Annotated in this window: 23 protein-coding genes and 1 tRNA gene; 8 read left to right on the forward strand and 16 right to left on the reverse strand. The window is 31.3% G+C overall.

Translation table 11 applies throughout. From position 1 onward, the window contains the following. Window positions 1–23: 23 nt before the first annotated feature. The 4 genes from ACFQ0S_RS00325 to ACFQ0S_RS00340 form a co-directional block, all read right to left on the reverse strand. Window positions 24–1,202 carry an AIR synthase related protein gene (locus ACFQ0S_RS00325; protein ID WP_379755022.1) on the reverse strand — a complete coding sequence of 393 codons (1,179 nt, stop codon included), beginning with the start codon at window positions 1,200–1,202 and terminating at the stop codon, window positions 24–26. A 103-nt stretch (window positions 1,203–1,305) separates the two neighbouring features. Further along, window positions 1,306–2,187 carry an OmpA family protein gene (locus ACFQ0S_RS00330; protein ID WP_379755019.1) on the reverse strand — a complete coding sequence of 294 codons (882 nt, stop codon included), beginning with the start codon at window positions 2,185–2,187 and terminating at the stop codon, window positions 1,306–1,308. Between the two features lie 41 nt (window positions 2,188–2,228). Further along, window positions 2,229–3,113, reverse strand: a complete 885-nt coding sequence (locus ACFQ0S_RS00335) for an OmpA family protein (protein ID WP_379755016.1) — start codon at window positions 3,111–3,113, stop codon at window positions 2,229–2,231. 35 nt (window positions 3,114–3,148) lie between these two features. After that, window positions 3,149–5,338, reverse strand: a complete 2,190-nt coding sequence (locus ACFQ0S_RS00340) for a glutamine synthetase III family protein (protein WP_379755013.1) — start codon at window positions 5,336–5,338, stop codon at window positions 3,149–3,151. A 197-nt stretch (window positions 5,339–5,535) separates the two neighbouring features. Between ACFQ0S_RS00340 and ACFQ0S_RS00345 the strand changes: the two genes are divergently transcribed. Continuing rightward, window positions 5,536–6,549, forward strand: a complete 1,014-nt coding sequence (locus tag ACFQ0S_RS00345) for a glutamine synthetase beta-grasp domain-containing protein (protein ID WP_379755010.1) — start codon at window positions 5,536–5,538, stop codon at window positions 6,547–6,549. A gap of 110 nt (window positions 6,550–6,659) precedes the next feature. Further along, complete coding sequence (locus ACFQ0S_RS00350) at window positions 6,660–7,619, forward strand: TerC/Alx family metal homeostasis membrane protein (protein WP_379755007.1); 960 nt, start codon at window positions 6,660–6,662, stop codon at window positions 7,617–7,619. Window positions 7,620–7,639: 20 nt separating this feature from the next. On the opposite strand, the gene ACFQ0S_RS00355 is transcribed toward ACFQ0S_RS00350, so the two are convergent. The 4 genes from ACFQ0S_RS00355 to ACFQ0S_RS00370 all read right to left on the reverse strand — a co-directional run bounded on the left by ACFQ0S_RS00355 (window position 7,640) and on the right by ACFQ0S_RS00370 (window position 11,297). After that, window positions 7,640–8,698: a mannose-1-phosphate guanylyltransferase gene (locus ACFQ0S_RS00355; RefSeq protein ID WP_379755004.1), complete on the reverse strand. Its 1,059-nt coding sequence runs from the start codon at window positions 8,696–8,698 to the stop codon at window positions 7,640–7,642. Window positions 8,699–8,756: 58 nt separating this feature from the next. After that, window positions 8,757–9,359 (reverse strand): SprT-like domain-containing protein, encoded by a 603-nt coding sequence (locus ACFQ0S_RS00360; RefSeq protein ID WP_379755001.1) that lies wholly within the window; start codon window positions 9,357–9,359, stop codon window positions 8,757–8,759. 3 nt (window positions 9,360–9,362) lie between these two features. Beyond that, window positions 9,363–10,040, reverse strand: coding sequence for an SDR family NAD(P)-dependent oxidoreductase (locus ACFQ0S_RS00365; protein WP_379754998.1), 678 nt, complete (start codon window positions 10,038–10,040; stop codon window positions 9,363–9,365). A gap of 120 nt (window positions 10,041–10,160) precedes the next feature. Then, window positions 10,161–11,297, reverse strand: a complete 1,137-nt coding sequence (locus ACFQ0S_RS00370; RefSeq protein ID WP_379754995.1) for an acyl-CoA dehydrogenase family protein — start codon at window positions 11,295–11,297, stop codon at window positions 10,161–10,163. A 94-nt stretch (window positions 11,298–11,391) separates the two neighbouring features. On the opposite strand from ACFQ0S_RS00370, the gene ACFQ0S_RS00375 reads away from it, so the two are divergent. The 4 genes from ACFQ0S_RS00375 (at window position 11,392) to ACFQ0S_RS00390 (ending at window position 14,884) form a co-directional block, all read left to right on the forward strand. Beyond that, complete coding sequence (locus tag ACFQ0S_RS00375; RefSeq protein ID WP_379754992.1) at window positions 11,392–12,504, forward strand: anhydro-N-acetylmuramic acid kinase; 1,113 nt, start codon at window positions 11,392–11,394, stop codon at window positions 12,502–12,504. 68 nt (window positions 12,505–12,572) lie between these two features. After that, window positions 12,573–13,457 (forward strand): energy transducer TonB, encoded by an 885-nt coding sequence (locus ACFQ0S_RS00380; protein ID WP_379754989.1) that lies wholly within the window; start codon window positions 12,573–12,575, stop codon window positions 13,455–13,457. Window positions 13,458–13,491: 34 nt separating this feature from the next. After that, the gene (locus tag ACFQ0S_RS00385; protein ID WP_379754986.1) at window positions 13,492–14,712 is read left to right on the forward strand and encodes a bifunctional folylpolyglutamate synthase/dihydrofolate synthase; all 1,221 of its coding nucleotides are present in this window, start codon (window positions 13,492–13,494) and stop codon (window positions 14,710–14,712) included. A gap of 94 nt (window positions 14,713–14,806) precedes the next feature. Next, window positions 14,807–14,884 (forward strand) — tRNA-Val (locus ACFQ0S_RS00390). On the opposite strand, the gene ACFQ0S_RS00395 is transcribed toward ACFQ0S_RS00390, so the two are convergent. From ACFQ0S_RS00395 to ACFQ0S_RS00405, 3 genes are all read right to left on the reverse strand, one after another. Then, window positions 14,841–16,388: a recombinase family protein gene (locus ACFQ0S_RS00395; RefSeq protein WP_379755106.1), complete on the reverse strand. Its 1,548-nt coding sequence runs from the start codon at window positions 16,386–16,388 to the stop codon at window positions 14,841–14,843. The two genes, ACFQ0S_RS00390 and ACFQ0S_RS00395, sit on opposite strands and share 44 nt — an antisense overlap. Continuing rightward, the gene (locus ACFQ0S_RS00400; RefSeq protein WP_379754983.1) at window positions 16,363–16,527 is read right to left on the reverse strand and encodes a hypothetical protein; all 165 of its coding nucleotides are present in this window, start codon (window positions 16,525–16,527) and stop codon (window positions 16,363–16,365) included. The genes ACFQ0S_RS00395 and ACFQ0S_RS00400 overlap by 26 nt, the downstream gene beginning before the upstream one ends. A gap of 82 nt (window positions 16,528–16,609) precedes the next feature. Beyond that, window positions 16,610–17,551 carry a hypothetical protein gene (locus ACFQ0S_RS00405; RefSeq protein WP_379754979.1) on the reverse strand — a complete coding sequence of 314 codons (942 nt, stop codon included), beginning with the start codon at window positions 17,549–17,551 and terminating at the stop codon, window positions 16,610–16,612. Window positions 17,552–17,652: 101 nt separating this feature from the next. Here ACFQ0S_RS00405 and ACFQ0S_RS00410 point away from each other — a divergent pair, with 101 nt between their 5' ends. Both ACFQ0S_RS00410 and ACFQ0S_RS00415 read left to right on the forward strand, forming a co-directional pair. Beyond that, on the forward strand, window positions 17,653–18,051 hold the full coding sequence (locus tag ACFQ0S_RS00410) for a hypothetical protein (RefSeq protein WP_379754976.1): 399 nt from the start codon (window positions 17,653–17,655) through the stop codon (window positions 18,049–18,051). Further along, window positions 18,041–18,259: a hypothetical protein gene (locus ACFQ0S_RS00415; protein WP_379754973.1), complete on the forward strand. Its 219-nt coding sequence runs from the start codon at window positions 18,041–18,043 to the stop codon at window positions 18,257–18,259. Before ACFQ0S_RS00410 ends, ACFQ0S_RS00415 begins: the two co-directional genes overlap by 11 nt. 749 nt (window positions 18,260–19,008) lie before the next feature. Here ACFQ0S_RS00415 and ACFQ0S_RS00420 read toward each other — a convergent pair. The 5 genes from ACFQ0S_RS00420 to ACFQ0S_RS00440 all read right to left on the reverse strand — a co-directional run bounded on the left by ACFQ0S_RS00420 (window position 19,009) and on the right by ACFQ0S_RS00440 (window position 21,139). Then, on the reverse strand, window positions 19,009–19,224 hold the full coding sequence (locus tag ACFQ0S_RS00420; RefSeq protein ID WP_379754970.1) for a hypothetical protein: 216 nt from the start codon (window positions 19,222–19,224) through the stop codon (window positions 19,009–19,011). Window positions 19,225–19,250: 26 nt separating this feature from the next. Continuing rightward, window positions 19,251–19,469 (reverse strand): hypothetical protein, encoded by a 219-nt coding sequence (locus tag ACFQ0S_RS00425; RefSeq protein ID WP_379754967.1) that lies wholly within the window; start codon window positions 19,467–19,469, stop codon window positions 19,251–19,253. 19 nt (window positions 19,470–19,488) lie between these two features. After that, window positions 19,489–20,205 carry a DUF6090 family protein gene (locus ACFQ0S_RS00430; protein WP_379754964.1) on the reverse strand — a complete coding sequence of 239 codons (717 nt, stop codon included), beginning with the start codon at window positions 20,203–20,205 and terminating at the stop codon, window positions 19,489–19,491. 133 nt (window positions 20,206–20,338) lie between these two features. Further along, on the reverse strand, window positions 20,339–20,551 hold the full coding sequence (locus tag ACFQ0S_RS00435) for a hypothetical protein (RefSeq protein WP_379754961.1): 213 nt from the start codon (window positions 20,549–20,551) through the stop codon (window positions 20,339–20,341). A 123-nt stretch (window positions 20,552–20,674) separates the two neighbouring features. Then, window positions 20,675–21,139 (reverse strand): hypothetical protein, encoded by a 465-nt coding sequence (locus tag ACFQ0S_RS00440; RefSeq protein WP_379754958.1) that lies wholly within the window; start codon window positions 21,137–21,139, stop codon window positions 20,675–20,677. Window positions 21,140–21,262: the final 123 nt, after the last annotated feature.

Genomic DNA, 21,262 nt, shown 5'->3' on the forward strand with positions numbered 1-21,262 from the left:
TTTTGAATTTATTTTTTCTAAAATTAATATTCAAAAACCCCGTATTCACTTCTAATAGTTAGTTTTTTTGTAGTAGATTCCTCTACACTACCAACAATTTGCGCCGCTACACCAAACGATTCTGAAATAGCAATTATATCATTAGCCATATTTTCTGGAACATATAATTCCATTCGATGCCCACAATTGAAAACTTGGTACATTTCTTTCCAATCGGTTTTAGATTGTTCCTGTATCAATTGAAACAAAGGTGGTATTGGAAATAAATTGTCTTTAATAATGTGTAAATTTTCTATAAAATGTAAAATCTTAGTTTGGGCACCACCGCTGCAATGCACCATTCCATGAATCTCTTTTGAGGTATAGTTTGATAAAATTTCTTTAATAATTGGCGCGTAAGTTCTTGTTGGAGAAAGAACCAACTTACCCGCATCTATTGGGGAGTTTTGTACAGCATCGGTCAATTTTACTTTACCTGAATACACCAAATCGATTGGCATTTGCGAATCGTAACTCTCTGGATACTTATGAGCTAAATAGTTATGAAAAACATCATGTCGAGCCGATGTTAATCCGTTGCTTCCCATTCCGCCATTATAAGAAGTTTCATATTTAGCTTGACCAAATGAAGCCAAACCTACGATAACGTCTCCAGCTTTTATATTTGCATTATCTATCACATCGCTTCGCTTCAACCTAGCGGTAACGGTAGAATCGACAATTATTGTTCGAACTACATCGCCAACATCAGCCGTTTCGCCTCCAGTTGAAAATATCGTTACACCGTAATTCTTTAGTTCGGAAATGAGCTCTTCTGTTCCATTAATTATTGCTGAAATTACTTCGGCTGGAATAAGATTTTTGTTTCTGCCAATTGTAGAAGAAAGCATAATATTATCAGTAGCTCCAACACATAACAAATCATCAATATTCATGATTAATGCATCTTGGGCAATACCTTTCCAAACAGAAACATCACCAGTTTCTTTCCAATACATATAAGCCAAAGACGATTTAGTACCAGCGCCGTCTGCATGCATAACCATACAATAGTCGCTATCTTGCGTAAGGTAATCTGGAACTATTTTACAAAAAGCTTTTGGGAATAATCCCTTGTCGATATTTTTTATAGCATTATGAACATCTTCTTTTGAAGCCGAAACGCCTCGAAGTGCATATCGTTTTGAAGTATCTGAACTCATTTGTTGTAGTTAGTTATGCCTGTCTGCCAACAGGTAAATTGTTGTGGAGCAAAGATAGGAATTTGAATTAGGATTCTGAATAATGAAATTTAGTTTTGTGAAACTAATTTTCTATAATCAAAACCTCAACTCTACGATTTTCATCTTCTTCTTGAGGATTTTTCTCTGGAATTGGGTGAATTGGTTTTGAATTTCCAAAACCTTTATACGAAAGCCTATTCCTATTAATTTTATTTTGAATTAAATACAAATATATCGCTTTTGCTCGGCGTGTTGAAACATCTTCATAATCAATAACTTTTTGACAACAAATATGACCCTGTATTTCGATTTTTAGTTTTGGATATTGTTGTAAAACGCATAATAATTCATACAAACTCTCATTAGATTCTGAAACAATTTTAGCCGAACGATCTTTGAAATAAATATTTTTAAGTAATAATAAATCTCCCGCTTTTGCATCCTTTATTTTCTCAGTAAATGTATCATTCTGAATTTCTTCCTTAGTCTTTGCAATAGCAGCTACCGATTCAACAATAATGGGTTCCTCTAAAGATTCTGAATTTGATTCTTTATTTGTATCAGCTTCTTTGTTATAAAAAATAGTCACTTTTCTGTTTTCGGATTGTGTTTTAGACTGTTGAAAATCTTCACCAAAACCAATTGCTTCGTAATTATCATAAACAACAATATTATTATTTTTCAAAAAAGCATAAACTTCTTTAACTCTTCGAATAGAAAGTGTGTCATTATATCTATTCGAACCTACCCAATCGCAATACCCATATATTTTTGAAACTTCTATATTTGGATCATTGTTATACCAATTTAGTATTTTCTCCTTTTCTATTGCATTGATTTTTGGTTCATTAAAATCAAAATAAACATCAAATTGTTCTTGAACATAGCCATTTATGGTAAGTACTTGTGCAAAACTATTTAAAGTAAATAATAGCAATAGGAATGGTATGATTTTTTGTTTCATATATGTAAGTTTATTATTTAATAGTCATATATGGTATCGATTTATCTATTTGTAATCATAATTTCTACCCTTCTGTTTGCTGCACGTTGTGTTTCATCTTTTTCAGGTAATGTATAAATGGGCTGCGAACTACCAAATCCTTTAAAAGTCAACCTGTTTTCGTTAATGCCATTTGCCACTAAAAAGTTATTGATGGCTTTAGCTCTTTGTGTCGATAAATCTAATCTATCAACTGGCATACAACACAAATGTCCTTGAATTTCGATTTTGAGATTTGGATTTTTTTGCATCACAACTAGCAATTCATAAATTTTCCCTTTTGAATTTGGAACAACAATATAAGTATTAATTTGAAAATTCAAGTTCTCTAGTTTTAACTTTTCTCCTATAGAAGCTTCGCTCATTTTTTGCATAAAATCAACATCTAGCTTGTATTCTGATTGAGATCCGTCAGGATTATCAAAAACTAATTTTTCAGGATATTGTATGGCTACTTTAGATAATTTTGTTGGATTTTCTTTAATTCCAAGGATTTCATTTTCATGAATAAAATCTTTAGACTCGATATAAAAAAGAGTTACTTTCCTGTTTTCTGCCTTAATTTTAGAATAAGAATGTAACTCTCCAAAACTTCTTGTTTTAAAATCTTCTCTAATATTTACCTTATCTTTAATTACATTATAAACAAAATTGATTCTTTTTTTGGCTAAAGTATCATTAAATCCAAAAGAACCATCCTCATCACAAAAACCATGAATTCCTAGAACTTTTATCATTGGATTTTCATTAATCCATAGACTCAATCTTTGACTTTCGCTAGGAGTAAACTCATATTTATTACTTTCAAAATAAATCGAAAATTGCTCTTGTGCTATAACTGAAGTTATAGAAAACAAAAAAAGTAGAAGTAAAAAATTGAGTTTCATTCGTTAGTTTAAGAATACCGAAAGTTACAAAAATTTTATTTCGTTAATAGTAATTCTCTATATTTTGTTAAGGTCCAAATTTGGTCGTCTACAAGCAACTCTAATCTATCACAATGATTTCTAATAACTTCGAAATAAGGCTTCACATTATTACAATAGGCCTCAGCCATTGACTGAGCATTTGTCAAATTATTGGCTTTTTTTCTTTCATTAGTCATTTCTTCTACTTTAGAATTAATCCCTTCAATGTGTAATGAAATTTCTTTAATAAGTAAGATTTGCTCTTTGGCAATGGTTTCAAATTCAGTTCCAAAAATCTCTTTTAATCCCTTAACATTTTCGATTAAAGTATTTTGATAACGAATCGCTGTAGGGATTACATGATTCTTAGAAATATCTCCTAAAACCCTACCTTCTATTTGAATTTTCTTGGTATATTCTTCTAATTCAATTTCATAACGAGCCTCAACTTCAATATGATTCATAACTCCCATTTCAGAAAACAAATCTAATGCTTGCTTAGAAGCCCTTGCTTTTAAAGCTTCTGGAGTAGTCTTAAAATTACTCAAACCTCTTTTTGCTGCCTCAATTTCCCATGCTTCACTGTAACCGTCTCCTTCAAAAAGAATTTTCTTAGACAGCTTGATATATTCTCTCAAAACATTAAATACCGCCTCATCTTTTTTTAGCCCTTTTTTATCAATTAAAGCATCGACTTCAATTTTGAAATCTTTTAATTGTTTCGCAACAATCGTATTTAATGTAGTCATTGCATTCGAACAATTTGCAGACGAACCCACAGCTCTAAATTCAAATTTATTACCTGTAAATGCAAATGGAGAAGTTCTGTTTCTATCGGTATTATCTAAAAGCACATCAGGAATTTTACCTACTACATTTAATTTTAAATCTGTTTTTTCCTCTGGAGATAATTTTCCTGAAGTTACGCCTTCTAATTCGGCTAAAACTTTGGTTAATTGTTCGCCAATAAAAACTGATATTATAGCTGGAGGCGCTTCATTTGCTCCTAACCTATGGTCGTTACTTGCCGTTGCAATTGCAGCTCTCATCAACGATTCGTAATCATTTACGGCTTTAATAGTATTGATAAAAAAAGTTAAAAATTGCAAATTACTCATTGGCGTTTTACCTGGGCTTAGCAAGTTTACTCCTGTATCAGTAGCTAATGACCAGTTATTGTGCTTACCAGATCCATTTACGCCTTTGAATGGTTTTTCGTGTAAAAGCACCTTAAAATGATGACGTTCAGCAACTTTTTCCATTATATCCATCAACAAACAATTATGATCTACTGCCAAATTGGTTTCTTCAAAAATAGGGGCCAATTCAAATTGATTTGGCGCCACTTCATTGTGTCTTGTTTTTACTGGAATGCCAAGCAACATGCATTCTTGCTCTAAATCTCGCATATAGGTTAGAGCGCGACTCGGAATTGAACCAAAATAATGATCGTCTAATTGTTGTCCTTTTGCAGAAGTGTGACCTAATAAAGTCCTGCCAGTCATCACTATATCTGGACGAGAATTGGCTAATGAACGGTCTATAAGAAAGTATTCTTGCTCCCATCCTAAAGTAGCAGTAACTTTTTTTACATTTTTGTCAAAAAATTTACAAACCTCTGCCGCAGCCTCATCCATAGCCGATAATGCTCTTAAAAGTGGAATTTTATTATCTAAAGCCTCACCAGTATAAGAGATAAAAACAGTTGGAATACATAAAGTAGTACCGTAAATAAAAGCAGGTGATGTAGGATCCCAAGCCGTATATCCTCTCGCCTCAAAAGTATTTCGTATTCCTCCATTAGGAAAACTAGAAGCATCTGGTTCTTGCTGCACTAATTGACCACCACCAAATTTCTCAACAGGATCACTACCATCATAAGAGGTCTCAAAAAAAGCATCATGCTTCTCAGCTGTTGCTCCTGTAAGCGGCTGAAACCAATGAGTATAGTGAGTAACTCCTTTAGAAAGTGCCCATTCTTTCATTCCCATGGCTATGTAATCAGCTAACTTTCTATCTATTTTTGTCCCGAATTGGATTGCACCTTTAACACCTTTTAAAGCATCAGAAGTCAAATATTGCTTCATTGCTTTTTCATTAAAAACATTTGAACCAAAAAGTTTAGATTTTCTATCAATTTCTTCAAAATGAATTGGTTTTCTTCTTGAAGCATCTTTTAAAGCCTGAAATCGTAAAGTTGCCATAATTATTATTTTTTTATCAAATGTAATTATTATTTATTATATACAAAAAATATCAATTTTAAAATTTTACCCTACCAAAAATAGGGTATTCATAAAAATCATTCTTAAAAAGACATATTTTACCCTTAATTTTTACTCCTAAGGAATTTAATTTATATTTGCATAGAAATAGAATTAAAAAATTAATTTATATAATTATGGCTAAAATAAAATTAGAGTACATTTGGTTAGATGGATACGAACCAACTCAAAATCTTAGAAGTAAAACTAAAGTTGAAGAACACGAAAATTTTCAAGGAACATTAGCAGAATTAGGAAATTGGTCTTTTGACGGTTCTTCAACAAGACAAGCTGAAGGTGGATCATCTGATTGTTTGCTTGTACCCGTAGCTATTTATCCAGATCCAACTAGAATCAATGGTTATTTAGTAATGACTGAAGTAATGAATGCAGATGGAACTCCACACCCTTCAAACGGAAGAGCAACTATTGACGATGATGGCGATTTTTGGTTTGGATTCGAACAAGAATATTTCATCATGGATACTAAAACATTATTACCTTTAGGTTTTCCTGTAGGAGGCTATCCTGCCCCACAAGGAATGTACTACTGTTCAGTAGGAGGTAAAAATACTCACGGTAGAAAATTAGTTGAAGAGCATGCTGACTTATGTATTGCAGCTGGAATCAACTTTGAGGGTATTAACCAAGAAGTTGCTTGCGGACAATGGGAATTCCAATTATTTGCTAAAGGTGCTAAAAAAGCAGGTGATGAAATTTGGGTTGCCAGATATTTATTAGATCGTTTGACTGAAAAATACGGTTACTATATTGAATACCACCCTAAACCATTAGGAGATACTGATTGGAATGGTTCTGGTATGCATGCTAACTTCTCTAACGAAGTACTTAGAACATGCGGAGACCAAGCTACATATGAAAAAATTTGTGAAGCTTTCCGTCCTGTAACTGCTGAGCACATCGCTGTTTATGGAGCTTACAATGACCAACGTTTAACTGGAAAACATGAAACAGCATCTATACATGATTTCTCTTACGGAGTATCTGACAGAGGGTGTTCTATTCGTATTCCTTTAATGACTGTACAAAAAGGTTGGAAAGGTTGGTTAGAAGATAGAAGACCAGCATCAAATGGAGATCCTTACAAAATTGCAGCAAGAATTGTAAAAACTGTTAAATCAGCTTTGTAATTCCTAATTTTATATAATTAAAGTGCTTTCGTTTTGAAGGCACTTTTTTTTTAAAGTAGTTTAGAAATATTAAATACATAAAGTATCTTTGAACTTTAAAACTCAATATCATGATTGTTTGGATATCTTTTCTAATACTAATTTTATTAATTCTTGCATTAGATTTAGGTGTTTTCAACAAAACACCTCATATTATTTCTAGTAAAGAAGCCAGTAAATGGACTGCAATTTGGTTCTCGTGTTCGATGCTATTTTCTGGAGCAGTTTATTGGCTATATACCACTGAATATATTTCGAATCCAAACCACTATACTTCTGAGATTGCAGCCATGAAATTTATTACGGGTTATTTAATTGAGCTTTCACTGAGTATAGATAATATTTTTGTAATCGCTCTGATTTTTGCCGCTTTTAAAATCCCTCAAAAATACCAACATCGTGTTTTGTTTTGGGGAATTATAGGTGCTATCGTGTTTCGTGGTCTAATGATTTTCTTTGGCGTCTTGTTGATTAACAAATTTACTTGGACAACCTATATTTTTGGAGCCTTTTTACTCTTTACAGCTATAAAAATGCTTTTTACTGGAGAAGAGAGTGAATTTGAACCTAAAAAATCTTTTGTATACAAAACTTTAGGGAAAATTATCCCAATAACTAGTATAACAGATAAGGAACACTTTTTTATAAAAATTGAAAATAAAACATTTGCAACTCCATTATTTGTTTCCTTAGTAGTCATAGAAGTAATGGATGTAATTTTTGCTGTTGATAGTGTACCAGCAATTTTAGCCATTACCTCTGATCCGTTTTTGGTATTTAGCTCTAACATTTTCGCTATCTTAGGATTACGATCGATGTATTTCTTTTTGGCAAATATGTTAGAGAAATTTAGTCATTTAGAATATAGCTTAATTGCAATTTTAAGTTTTGTAGGTTTAAAAATGTTATTACATGACTATATAGAAATTCCTGAATGGTTTTCGTTAGGATTTATAGCAACTTCATTAATTATAGGTGTACTAGTTTCTATAAAAATGAGTGAGAGTGAAAGTGAGAGTGAGACTGAATAAAAATTAATTTAAAAAAATGTTTATTTTTTTAAATTACTTACGATTCCTTTTATTTCTTGTTCCTTACTTTTAGGATAAATGAGCAAAACATTGTCTTTATCTACAATTATAAAGTCTTCTAATCCGTCTATAATCACCAATTTATCTTTAGATGTGCTAATAATATTGCTTGATGCATTATTTAATAAAACGGTTGCGTTTACTACGGCATTATTATTTTCATCTTTATGTAGCTTTTCGTGCAATGAACCCCAAGTTCCCAAATCATTCCAATCGAAAGTAGCAGGTAAAACATAAACATTTTTTGCGTTTTCCATAACAGCATAGTCAATCGAAACATCTTCCGATAAACCATAATTTTGGTCAATAAATGACTGTTCTTCTTTAGTATTATAACTTTCAAAACCTTTTAAAAATAGGGTATTCATTTTTGGTTGAAATTTTTCGAAAGCTTCTAAAATTGATTTTACGCTCCAAATAAAAATCCCTCCGTTCCATAAAAAATTACCACTGGCTAAAAACGATTTTGCCGTTTCAAAATCTGGTTTTTCTCTAAATTGATTTACTTTCTTTATTGAATTTGTATCTTTTTTATCAAACTCAATATATCCAAAACCTGTATTTGGAAACGTAGGCTGAATTCCTAAAGTCATCAATGCGTTCTCTTTAGTACAAAAATCAAAACAGTGTTGCAAATTTTCAGTAAAAGTTCTCTCATCCTCAATCCAATGGTCGCTTGGTGCAACTACCATAAGCGCATCAGGGTTTTGCTTTTTTATTTTTAAAGAAGCATATAAAATACATGGAGCGGTATTTCGCATGGCTGGTTCTAACAAAACTTGCTCTTGTTTTACCAATGGTAATTGCTCTAAAACAAGTGAATTGTATTTTTCGTTTGTTAAAATCAATATGTTCTCAACTGGAATTAATTGAGACAATCTACTAAAGGTTTTCTGAATTAGTGTATCGCCAGAACCCAACATATCGTGAAATTGTTTAGGAAACTCGGTGGTACTTACTGGCCAAAATCGAGATCCTACTCCACCTGCCATTATGATTGCGTAATAATTTTTATTCATTTTTTAATTTTAAAGCAATAAAGTTACAAAGTTACAAAGTTGCATATTCATTTGCTCATTATCCTGGAATTATTTCTACCTCAGCATTGGCATTAAAGAGAAATAATTTGCCCGTTTTTATTTCTAAACATTCGTATCGTTTTACACGAAGTCCATTTTTTTTAAAAACTCTACCATTTTTAATTCTAAACAAACTTCCGCTTGGCACTTCATGAATAAAATGTATATCTACTTTTCGTTCGTCAAATTGTTTTAATGCAAATGCCAATCGTGCATCAGTATCGCTACTAGCGGTAGGATTTCTAAAATGATTGGCAACTAAAGGCAATACTGAATGTGGGAAAATCTCTGGTCTAATAAACGGAACCATCATTCGCTGAAAAGTAATTTTCCATTCATTACCATGAGGCTTGATGTTTCTTCCAAATTTTTCAAAAGCAACCAAATGTGAAATTTCGTGGACTAAAGTAATAAGAAACCGATACTTATTTAGATTGGCATTAACTGTAATTTCGTGTTTTCCGCCAATTGATTTTCTATAATCGCCATGACGAGTTTGTCGTTCATTAACAATTTTGAGATGAACGTTATTGCCCTTAATTAATTCAAAGCAAATTTCAACTGAATGTTCTGGTAAATATTTTGATAATACTTCGCTCAAATTTTAAGGAGTTGATGATGAAACTTGCAACACTTTTCCGTTGTAATATTTATTTCCTGTCAAAGCAAAATTAAAAATATAATCTGCCATTGCTGCTGCAGAAAGCGGCGCTTCATATCCAGGAAAAGCTTCTTGTAACATTTCGGTATTTACAGCACCAAGGGCTAAAACATTAAAAGCAATACCATTTTCTTTATATTCTTCGGCTAACAATTCTGACAAAGTAATAACCGCACCTTTGCTAGAACTATATGCCGATAACCCAGCAAATTTCATACTGCCTTGTATGCCTCCCATAGAACTTATGGTAACCACATGACTGCCTTTTTGCAAATACGGCAACACAATTCTAGTTAAATTAGCCACTCCAAAAACGTTGACTTTGTATATATTTTCAAATTCCTGAGCTGTTGTTTCGGTAAAAGGCTTTAACAATAAACTTCCCGCATTATGAATAAGTATATCTACAGTTGCCCATGAAGAAGAAATAAAATCTTTTACTTGATCTAAATCATCTTCTATAGATAAATCGACTGAAAGACAGGATATGTTTTCGTTTCCTAATAATCTTTTCGGAATGGTTCTAGACAATGCCAAAACTTGATGTCCAGCATTTGCAAATTGCAAAGCCAATTCTAGACCAATTCCGCGAGAAGTTCCTGTTATGATGATTTTTTTCATAAACCTTTTAAATTTATGCTAAAATAAAAAAAATCCCATCGAAATGGGATTTAAACAAACAAATAGTAACAACTTAATTTATTTTAACATTTCTAATTCTTGATTTTTTTAAACACTATACTAAACCAAACCTCTAGAAATAACTATACGTTGAATTTCAGAAGTGCCTTCATAGATTTGAGTAATTTTAGAATCGCGCATCATTCTTTCTACATGGTATTCGGCTACATAACCATTTCCGCCGTGAATTTGAACTGCTTCATTAGCAACTTCCAAAGCAATTTCTGATGCATATAATTTTGCCATAGCGCCTGAGTGAGCAATATCTTTACCTTCATCTTTTTCGCAAGCTGCTTTCAATATTAATAATTTAGCAGCCGTAATCTTAACATACATATCGGCCAATTTAAAGGCAATAGCTTGATGCTTAAAAATTTCTTTCCCAAAAGCTTTACGTTGTTGCGAGTACCCTAGTGCCAATTCGTAGGCACCTGTTGCAATTCCTAATGCTTGTGAAGCAATACCAATTCGTCCAGCATTTAATACATTCATGGCAAATGCAAACCCAAATCCATCAGCTCCAATTCGGTTTTCTTTAGGTACTTTTACATCATTAAATAGTAACGAATGTGTGTCAGAACCACGAATTCCCATTTTCTTTTCTTTTGGACCAATTTCAAATCCAGCCCAACCTTTTTCAACAATAAAAGCATTGATTCCTTTATGTCCTTTTTCGATATGTGTTTGCGCAATGACTATATAGGTTGAAGCCGTTGAACCATTAGTAATCCAATTTTTTGTTCCGTTCAACAAATAATAATCTCCTTTATCAATAGCCGTAGTTTTTTGAGAAGTGGCATCACTACCAGCTTCTGGTTCAGACAAACAAAAAGCACCTAAAACATCACCTTTTGCAAGCGGAACCAAATACTTCATTTTTTGTTCTTCGTTTGCATATTTTTCTATACCCGCACAAACTAACGAATTATTTACAGACATAATGACGCAGGACGAAGCATCAACTTTTGCAATTTCGATCAACGCTAGAGCATAAGAAACATTATCTAGACCTGAACCACCATATTTAGGATCTACCATCATACCTAAAAAACCGAGCTCTGCCATTTTCTTTACCTGGTCTGAAGGAAATCTTGAATGTTCATCTCTTTCAATTACACCCGGCAATAACTCATTTTGAGCAAAATCTTTAGCCGCTTGTTGAATCATTAAATGTTCTTCAGTAAGATTGAAATCCATAGTTAAATTAGATAAAAATTGTGATTTATTTCAAATTTAATCAAAGGTAATTTTTTATTGCCATATTTTCAATTTTGATTTGTATTTTTGACTGATGCAACAGCAAAAGTACAATGTTATTGGAGTCATGTCTGGAACCTCACTTGATGGTATTGATTTGGCACATATTCTTTTTACAATTATTGATAATTTTTGGACTTTCGAAATTCTTGAATCTGAAACTGTTCAGTATAACCAAGATTGGATTTCTGAATTAAAAAAAGCGGTAGATTTCTCCACAAACGAGTTAAAAATCTTAAACACTAACTATACAGAACTATTAGGCACTGTTATTTTCGATTTTATTAAAAAATATAAAATTTCAAATCTCGATGCAGTATGTTCACACGGACATACTATTTTACATCAACCTCAAAAAGGAATTACTTTACAAATTGGCAATTTACCCAAAATTGCTTCTATTTGTAAACAGACTGTGGTGTGTAATTTCAGAATTCAAGATGTGCTTTTGGGCGGTCAGGGTGCTCCATTAGTGCCAATAGGAGATCAGATACTATTTTCTGAATATGATTATTGCTTGAATCTAGGGGGATTTTCAAACATTTCTTTTGAATCAAATAAAATACGTATTGCTTTTGATATTTCTCCTGTAAATACAGTTTTAAATTACTACTCAAATAAATTGGGCTTAGAGTATGACGATAAAGGGCAAGTATCTCGTTCAGGAAAAATCAATGAAACCCTTTTGAAAGAATTGAATACTATAGATTTTTACAAGTTAAGTTTTCCTAAATCCCTTGGATTTGAATTTGTAAAAGGAATTGTTTTACCCATAATTGAAAATCATTCGATTTCAATTGAAGATAAAATGCGAACTTTTACTGAGCATATTGCCCAGCAAATAGCATTGGCTTTAGATAGTTTTGAATCTTGCAATGACAAAAAAGGGAAATTATTAGTAACAGGCGGTGGAGCTTATAATGATTTTTTAATAGAAAGAACACAATATTATATACCAAAAATAGCAATAGTAATTCCCGATTCTAAATTGCTTGAATATAAAGAAGCCTTGATTTTTGCATTATTAGGTGTTTTAAAATTGCGTAATGAAATAAATGTTTTAAGTAGTGTAACAGGCTCTAATAAAGACCATTGTTCTGGTTATGTTTATAATTCAGATGAGGATTTAGATTTAAAATTGAATTAAACCAATAAAATAAACAATTTATTTTTTATATATTCGTTATGAAAAACAAGACAATCAATTAAAAAAATATGGAATTGACAGATTTAGAAAACAAAAAAAAGTCACTACTCATGACAACTGCATTATTTGCACTTTTGTTTTTACTGTTTTTTTATTTAAAATTCTCCAATCAAATTATACTTCCTACTCTTGAAGGTGGCGGTGGTGGCGGAGAAGTAGCTGTAAATTTTGGAGATAGTGATGTAGGCTCGGGCGATAATTTTCAATCCGTTGAAAAAGTAGTAGCCACTCCAAAACAAATACAACCAACTTCCTCTAATGAAAAAGAAATTGTGGTTAGCGAAAATGATGATGCTCCCGCAATTGCCGAAGTAAAAAAGCCAACTGAAAAACCTAAAAAAGTCGAAGTTGTAAAGCCCATAGTTAAAGAAGTTCCAAAACCTTCAAAATCAACTTCTGATGCCTTATCCAATTTATTAAACGGATCAAATAAAGCTGGAGATGGTGATGATAAAGAAGCTGGAAATAAAGGAAAATCTAATGGTGATAAAAATGCCAGCGGTTATAATGGCGGTGGAGGAAGCGGAACAGGAAGTGGCGGAGGAAACGGTTCGGGACAAGGTATAGGGACTGGAAGTGGTTATGGTACTGGTTCTGGGAGCGGTACAGGAAATGGCAACGGAAATTATCAATTAGGAAATAGAAAAGCTTTAAATAAACCTCAACCGAATTACATTTGCGATGAACAGGGAATAGTTGTAGTTCAAATAGCTGTAGATAAATCGGGTAAAGTTATTACTGCAAATCCTGGTATTAGAGGAACTACAAATGCTGCTAAATGTTTATTAGACCAAGCGAAAATTGCCGCATTAAATACCAAATGGCAATCAGACGATGCAGCTCCCGAAAAACAAGTGGGAAAAATTATTTATAATTTTAAATTAACTGATTAGGTAATTACTTTATTCCTCATACATTGTATATTTAATGGATTATCAAGAAACGGCGCAATGGATGTTTAATCAACTTCCTGTATATCAACTACAAGGCGCAATTGCTTATAAAAAAGATTTAACCAATACCATTCTTTTAGCCAATCATCTAGGAAATCCAGAGGCAGAAATTAAATGCATTCATGTTGCTGGCACAAACGGAAAAGGCTCAACATCACACATGCTGGCTTCCATTCTACAAGAAGCAGGTTACAAAGTTGGCTTATATACTTCGCCACATTTAAAAGATTATAGAGAACGAATTAAAATTAACGGAGAGGAAATTGACGAAGATTTTGTATGCAATTTTATAAATGAACACAAAAGTTTTTTTGAAAATAATGAATTAAGTTTTTTTGAAATGACTGTGGGTTTAGCTTTTGATTATTTCAAAACAAAAAAAGTTGATATTGCTGTTATCGAAGTAGGAATGGGTGGTAGATTAGATTCTACTAATATCATTACACCGCTAATTTCTGTAATTACAAATATTGGTCTAGATCACACTCAATTCTTAGGCACTACATTAGAGCGTATTGCTTTTGAGAAAGCAGGAATCATTAAATCAAAAATTCCTGTCGTGATTGGCGAATATACAAATGAAACTCGAACCGTTTTTCTAAATAAAGCTAAAGCATGTAATACTGAAATATATTTTGCCTCCGATAATTTTGATGTAACATATCCATCAGTCTTGAAAGGCGATTATCAAAATCAAAACAAAAAAACTGTTTTACAAACGATACAAATTTTGAATTCACAAAATGAATTTAATATCACAGAAACGAATATTATTGATGGATTATTAAAAATCATAAAAAATACTGGCCTTTTTGGAAGGTGGCAGCAAATAAATGAATTCCCAAAAGTAATTTGTGATACAGCACACAATAAACATGGACTAAATATTGTTTTACATCAAATTCAAAATGAAATATTCGACACGCTACATTTTGTTTTAGGAGTTGTAAATGATAAAGATTTAGATGATATTTTACCTTTATTTCCAAAAAAAGCTACTTATTATTTTTGTAAGCCTGATATCCCTAGAGGATTAGACGCGTCCTTTTTACAACAAAAGGCACTAGAATTTGGTTTGATAGGCGAAGTATATAATTCTGTTTCAGAAGCTTATAACAAAGCCTTAAAAACTGCTCAAAAATCAGACTTTGTATATGTAGGAGGTAGCACATTTGTAGTCGCAGAAATTTTATAAAATTTATTAATTTTTACTTGCATATCCAAAAAAGTGACTTATATTTGCACTCGCAATACGGAAGTAGTAATACCGAAAATATTGTATCCCGAAAGGGCGATTAGCTCAGCTGGTTCAGAGCACCTCGTTTACACCGAGGGGGTCGGGGGTTCGAACCCCTCATCGCCCACCATACCGGACAAATTCAATTTTTTTGAATTTGTCCTTTTTTTTGCCCTCTGTGAAAGGCTGTTAATACTAGTAATTCTCAAAAATAAGGGGTTTAAATCGGCGGTTCGAACTTTTTTATTTTCGAATTGAAACTTTTTCGGAAATATCGAACCAATTATTCTTCGTTTGCCCTCTATATCTGATTCATTATATTGATATTCAATAGATTTGAGCTTCATCAAAACATTTTCATAGATTTCAATAATCCTCTTTTTGTCTTCTAGTTCAACTTCATTTGATTTTAATTCTTGATGAATTTTATCGTACCGTTCTTTTGCAATTTTATATTCTGATTTGTCAATATTTCCTTCAACATATAAGTCTTGTAATCTAACTAATTTATCTTCTATACTTTTAACTTTTTCATAATGTTTAGGTCCCAATGCTTCTTTTCCAGATTGCTTTACTAATTGGTCTTTTATCATTTCAACTAATATTTTCTGAAATGGTTTTTCTATTGTAATTGATTGGAGGAAATCCGCAAACCAAAGATTCACGTCTTCAAGTCGGTATCTCTGATTACAAGGGCTAATGCAATGGTAATAGGTGTAATGTTTAGACCTGCCTTTTGAAGAACTTGCAGTTAATGGCGTTGAACATGCCGGACAAATTAAAAATCCTTTAAGGGGAAATTTTTCATTTATTTTTTTATGTGCAGTATGGTACTTTTTACATCTGTTATTCAATATGTCTTGTACTTTTAGAAAAAGTTTTTTAGTAATTATTGGTTCGTGTATTCCATCAACAACAGTTTCTTCTTCGTCTTTATAACCTTTTATAAAAACACCTCCATAATATAAGTGGTTTCTAAAAATAGATGCAATTGCGGTCATACTACTTTTAAAACCTTTTGCTTTTAATTTATTGAAAACTTCTTTTTGATTGTAAATTCCAGTTGACATTAACTCAAATCCTTCTTGAATATGTTTAGCATCGCCATTTGGCACTAATAATGGCTTCTTACTTGAATCAATTCCGTTCGAATATCCTTTAGGTGAATTTCCCACATATCTACCTTCTTTAAAAGCGCGTCTCATACCAGAGATAACATTCAAAGAACGGCGTTGGTTTTCTACCTCAGGAATTGAAAGATAGACAGCCAACATCAAACCTTGTTCAGGAACTGTTAAGTCAAGTGGTTGTTCAATCGCATTTACTTGGATTGAAAGTTGATTGAAAACTCCAATCATCTGATAGGACTCTGCTGTATTTCTAGAAAATCTATCCCATTTGATAAATATCATTTGGTGAATATCCTTTTTGTTTTTCTTACAGTACTCTAATAACTTCTTGAATTCTGGACGCTGAAAAGTTTTAGCTGAAAAATCTTCCCTAAAAATATGTAGAACATTGAGATTATTGCTTTCACAATAGGTCAATAATTTTTGTTCCTGATCGCGCAGGGAATATCCTCTACCTGCTTGTTCATCTGTAGAAACCCTAACATAAAGAATTACGTTTTTCATTTTTTGTTGACTTTAAAAGGTTATTCACCCAAACATCAGCAAATACTGCAAGCATTTGCATTATTTCTGTTATTTCTTGGTCTGTGTACTTTTTATCTGCTTCTGTGTTTAAAATTTGTTTTACTTTTTCAAATTCCATTTTTTACCTTTATGAGCCAAAAGAAGTAGAACATACTTGTTTGTGCTTTTAGGCGGTTTGGTGCTAAGGGACACTTAGGACATTATTCTTTTTTTAAAATTTCTTTTCTTGTATTGTTAATAATCAAATGTTTTTCATTTCTATAAACCAACTCAATTTTTTCATATTGTTTTAAACCCAATATCCTCCTTACTTCTTTAGCGTGTTCATTTTTAACATCTGCTTCAAAAGTCAAATTCAGAGTAATATCACCGCTTTGATGTTTGTTAACTTTTATTTCTTTGCACAAATCATCATTTAGGGCGTCAATAATTTTTTTTTCGTTTTGATTGAACAAATCAAATTGGAAGTTGTACTTATCAAAGTTGGAGTTTTCAAACATTTTAGCTACTAAAGGCAGCATCGGAACGTTTATAAAGGTATCTTTAATTATACTATTAGATATTGATTCCGCTATGTGAACAGAAGAATTACCACTATTGTTTTTCAAAAATTCCACTTCTACAGCATCGCTATTTTTTTTTATAATTAAAGACACAGCAATTTCTCTAACTAAAATATCAAATAAAATTCCGCCAATATTTTGAAATAAGATGACATTTCTTTTATCAATAATCTTGTCAATTAATGTAAAAAAACTTCCATCAAGCAAAAGTGGTTTAATTATTTCTTGATATTCATCGGGAATTTTCTTAAGTATTGTATTTATAAATTCATCTTTTGATGTTGAGTCTAATTTATCTTGATTTAATTGAATATTAGAATACAAAACATCTTTTACAGCTCTGATGGTTGGAAAATCAATATTAAACTCTCTAAGTTCTTTGATGATTGATAACCACAGCGCATCAAATACATTTAACAATACCTTCTCTCTTTTTTCAATACTATCTGATTTATTTTCTTTTGGGATATTTAATAAATTCTCTTTTTTCCAGTGGAGGTAATTTCTTGAAGGTATATCCAACAAGTTAATGGGGATTTTCTTTTCAAAAATTTTCGGATAAAAATCGTATATGCTCATTGTACTGTTTTTTATATATCACAAACGTACTATAATTTAATTTGATTACATAATTGTAATTAATATTTATTTTATATTTTTGCTTAAAATAAACAATTGATATGAAAAAACCAATAAAATTTTGTAAAAACCCAAACTGCCAAGATGAAATTCTTGATTACAAATCTTCAAAAAGAGAATACTGTAATGATTATTGCAGAAACCATCACGGTCATAAAAGGCGAACGGAATATAATTTAGAATTTACTAATTTTAAAAATGGTATGACTGCAAACTATAAAGTTTTAAAATTTTTACGAGATGCAGGAATTCTAGGAGAAAAACTTGAAAGAATAATTAAAATGGGATTTGACCCAAAATACCTTCCGCAAAAAAATATAGATAACGAATTTAGCCCTAACATAGCTTATTACATTATTAAAGATATAATATTCGGATTAGACCCAGAAACAGATACGATAATATTTTATTCACCTAAAAAATTAAACAATGAAAAATAATACCCTAACCCCAAGACAACTAATGTTGTCGCCTAACGTATTAGCTTATGACTTAGGTCAAATTCCTACGCCAGAAAAAATAGAAAACACCAAAATAGCAACCTACGTTTTAATTGGTGTATTGGTAACAATGACATTAGGATTAATTTCCTATCGAGTCTACGAAATTCACCAAGACAACAAAAGCAAAAAACTAAATTATGTCTAATAAAAAAAATCAGTGATAATAGCTGATAATCGATAATCACTGATTTAATCTAGTTGTTATTAGTAATAACTAGTTTTCATCAGTAATTACCGACGATTACTCGTTTTAAGCATTATTATTTACCGATTAAAATTCGATAATTCATCGGTAATTTACAATTGAGATTTAATACTTAAAAAATGAGTTTTTATAAAATTAACAAATCAGGATTTAATAATAACAGTAGTCTTCGAATTAACCGAATTATATTTCATCCATTTCGTTATTATTTAGAGCTATATATCCATCAGTCCAATTATACTATCTGCGAAATTTATATAAAAACCCAAATCAATTTTTTTATGCAATGGATACAAATATTAACACCTAGTTTTTTTTTAAGTGAATTATCACATAATTCTTGTCAGCTATTTTTGGATAATTAATATGCAAACTTTTATGCGCAACACTGGCTTTTAATCTACAGGTAGAATACCTTCCATCCGTTGTTTTTCCATCTCCTTCAATATGTTTGTTACCTATTGAATTAACCTCTTATGCTACTTTATATGTTTTTTATAAAATTTTTGGAAAAAGATTGGAAGTTCCCTTTCAGACTTAACATCGAATATAGTTTCAATTTTGGCATTTATTGGTAATGTCGTCTGAGGGTAACAATTATAAATAGCTCCCGAAACAATAATTGAAACAAGTAAACAAAATAATATTTTCTGGTAGAGAACTAGTGGTTGGATAAATAGAAAACTCATTTATTCCTCTTTAGAAGACCCTTCCTCTTTTTTCCTTTTAGCTCTTTTTGACAGCATTATCACCGTTATTATAAATATGGGAAGAAGAGCTGGCATAGCAGGGAGTTCTAATTCTCTTCGCCAGGTCAAAACTATGAATGCTACCAAACTAATAAGAGCTAAAGCCAAAGAAAATTTATAGAGCCATTTTAATTGATTCGAGTTTAGTTTTTTCATAATCGTTTTTTGTATTTGTTGTTAATTTATTCTCCTTTAGAAGACTCCTCTTCCTTTTTTTTGCTTTTAGCCTTTTGTAATACTATGACTGAAATAAACATAAATAGTAAAGGCAACCATGGCATTTTCGGATGTTCTATCCAGTTGTTCCAGTCTAAACCAACTTGTAGTAGTATGGTAATTAATGTCAACGCTGCAAAAACTTTAGTTATTACATTTAATTGATTCGAGTTCAGTTTTTTCATAATCGTTTTATTTAATTTCTTATTTATATATTTCTTCTAAAATATCTTCACTTAGTGTAGTTATATTTTGGTAGTTTTCGATAGAGGATTTTGACATTAGGATTATATTTTGTAAATTTATTTGAACCTTTTTATTAAAAATAATTTTTTTTCCATTTCCATCAATGTCTGATATTATTTCACTTGTTTTCAATGTTATTTGTCTGATATACTCATCCTGAATAGATGCAGCCGGCATGGCTTGTTCATAATATTCAAGTATTAATTTTTTTAATTTTTTATTTTCAATAAACCCAATTTTTCCGCTTGATTTGAAGCCTTCATAATTGCCACTCCTGCTTTTTAACCATATACTTGGAAATGAAGATATCTTAGTCGATAAATTACTTTTAAATAATGTACTATCTTTTCCGCCACTTAAACTATCATACTTCTTCTCGCTAAGATTTATGATGTAATTGAAATTTTCAATAGTTCTTTGATAAACCTTTTTAGCGTCAATTTGGCTTTCAATGTCAGCCTTTAAGTCCTCTTTCAAATCAGTTAAAAACTCTTTTACTTCTTTTTGTTGGTGTCTGTGTTCACTCCATGAATGCAACCATATTGAGAAAGATACAGCAAAAACAATGATAAATATTTCGATACCTATTTCTTTTATTTTTTCAACTGTGGAATGGTCAGAATTTTTTATTATGCTGACCGCTTTTTTTGAATGCTTTCTTATTTCGTCTTGCATAAATTATCTTTTTATTGTTTCTTTTTCTTCTTATTGTGTTTGATATCTAACCGAAATATCAGATAACAATCGATGCTCTAGCTCGTGTCGGCTTATTGAAAGCTTTTTCCTTAATCGTTTTATTTAATTATTATTAATTATTCTTTGATTCATTTGCTTTCTTTCTTTTTGCAACAGCAGAAAATCCCATACTTAAAAAAACAAGTGAGATACCAACAGGTTTTAATTCTGAATTTAGACTAGGATAGGCTTCTAAATAATTACTAAACTTTAAAGCTATTAAGCAAAAACTTAAAACAATAAAAGCAATCGCTACATTTTGATACACTTTTGATGAAATTTTCATAATTTAATATTTTACTATTTTCCTACTCGTTTAGCTTTTCGGTTACGCTTCGTTTTTTAGTGGTTTCTGGACTCCATTTTTTAAATAGTATAGCGATTTGAAGCTTGGCATTAATTATGTGAATCAATTTTTAATCTCAATATCAAGTTGTCGTCCCTCATTTATTGCTTTTTTGTCCATCGACATTCCAACTGCAATTCCGATTCCCATTCCTATTGGTAGACCAGCACCTAAAACACCCATATTTCCAGAAACAGAACCTATTGCAGCACCAATTGGTAGGCCAAATGCGCTCATCCCTAATAACATCCATAAATTTCTGTAATAATTTTTAGGCACTATTTTGTGTGTTTTTTCTACTTGTTTCAAAATTGCTGTTTGTTTTTGTTTTAACAGTTTAGTCAATTGAGTACCATTAAGAGTTGTTACATTTAATGTGTCAACACTTTCGTTTATTAATTTGTAAATGTCTTGACTCAACTCCTTTTTCTTTAATTCGTTAAGAAGTTCACCAAATTGCGCATACGTTCTATTCAGTTTTTCATCGTTAGAAAAGTCTGCTCTATTTTTAAGTTCTTTGATATTCATATTTTGTCTGTTTTTATTTTAAGCTGCCCGCCAACAAAAGGTTTCAAACAATAACCATAAATTCTAGAATAAGCTATCGTTTTATTTTAATAATTCTAACTGACGGGTTGATGTTAATTTATT

Source organism: Flavobacterium myungsuense (assembly GCF_042677265.1).
Lineage (GTDB): Bacteria > Bacteroidota > Bacteroidia > Flavobacteriales > Flavobacteriaceae > Flavobacterium > Flavobacterium myungsuense.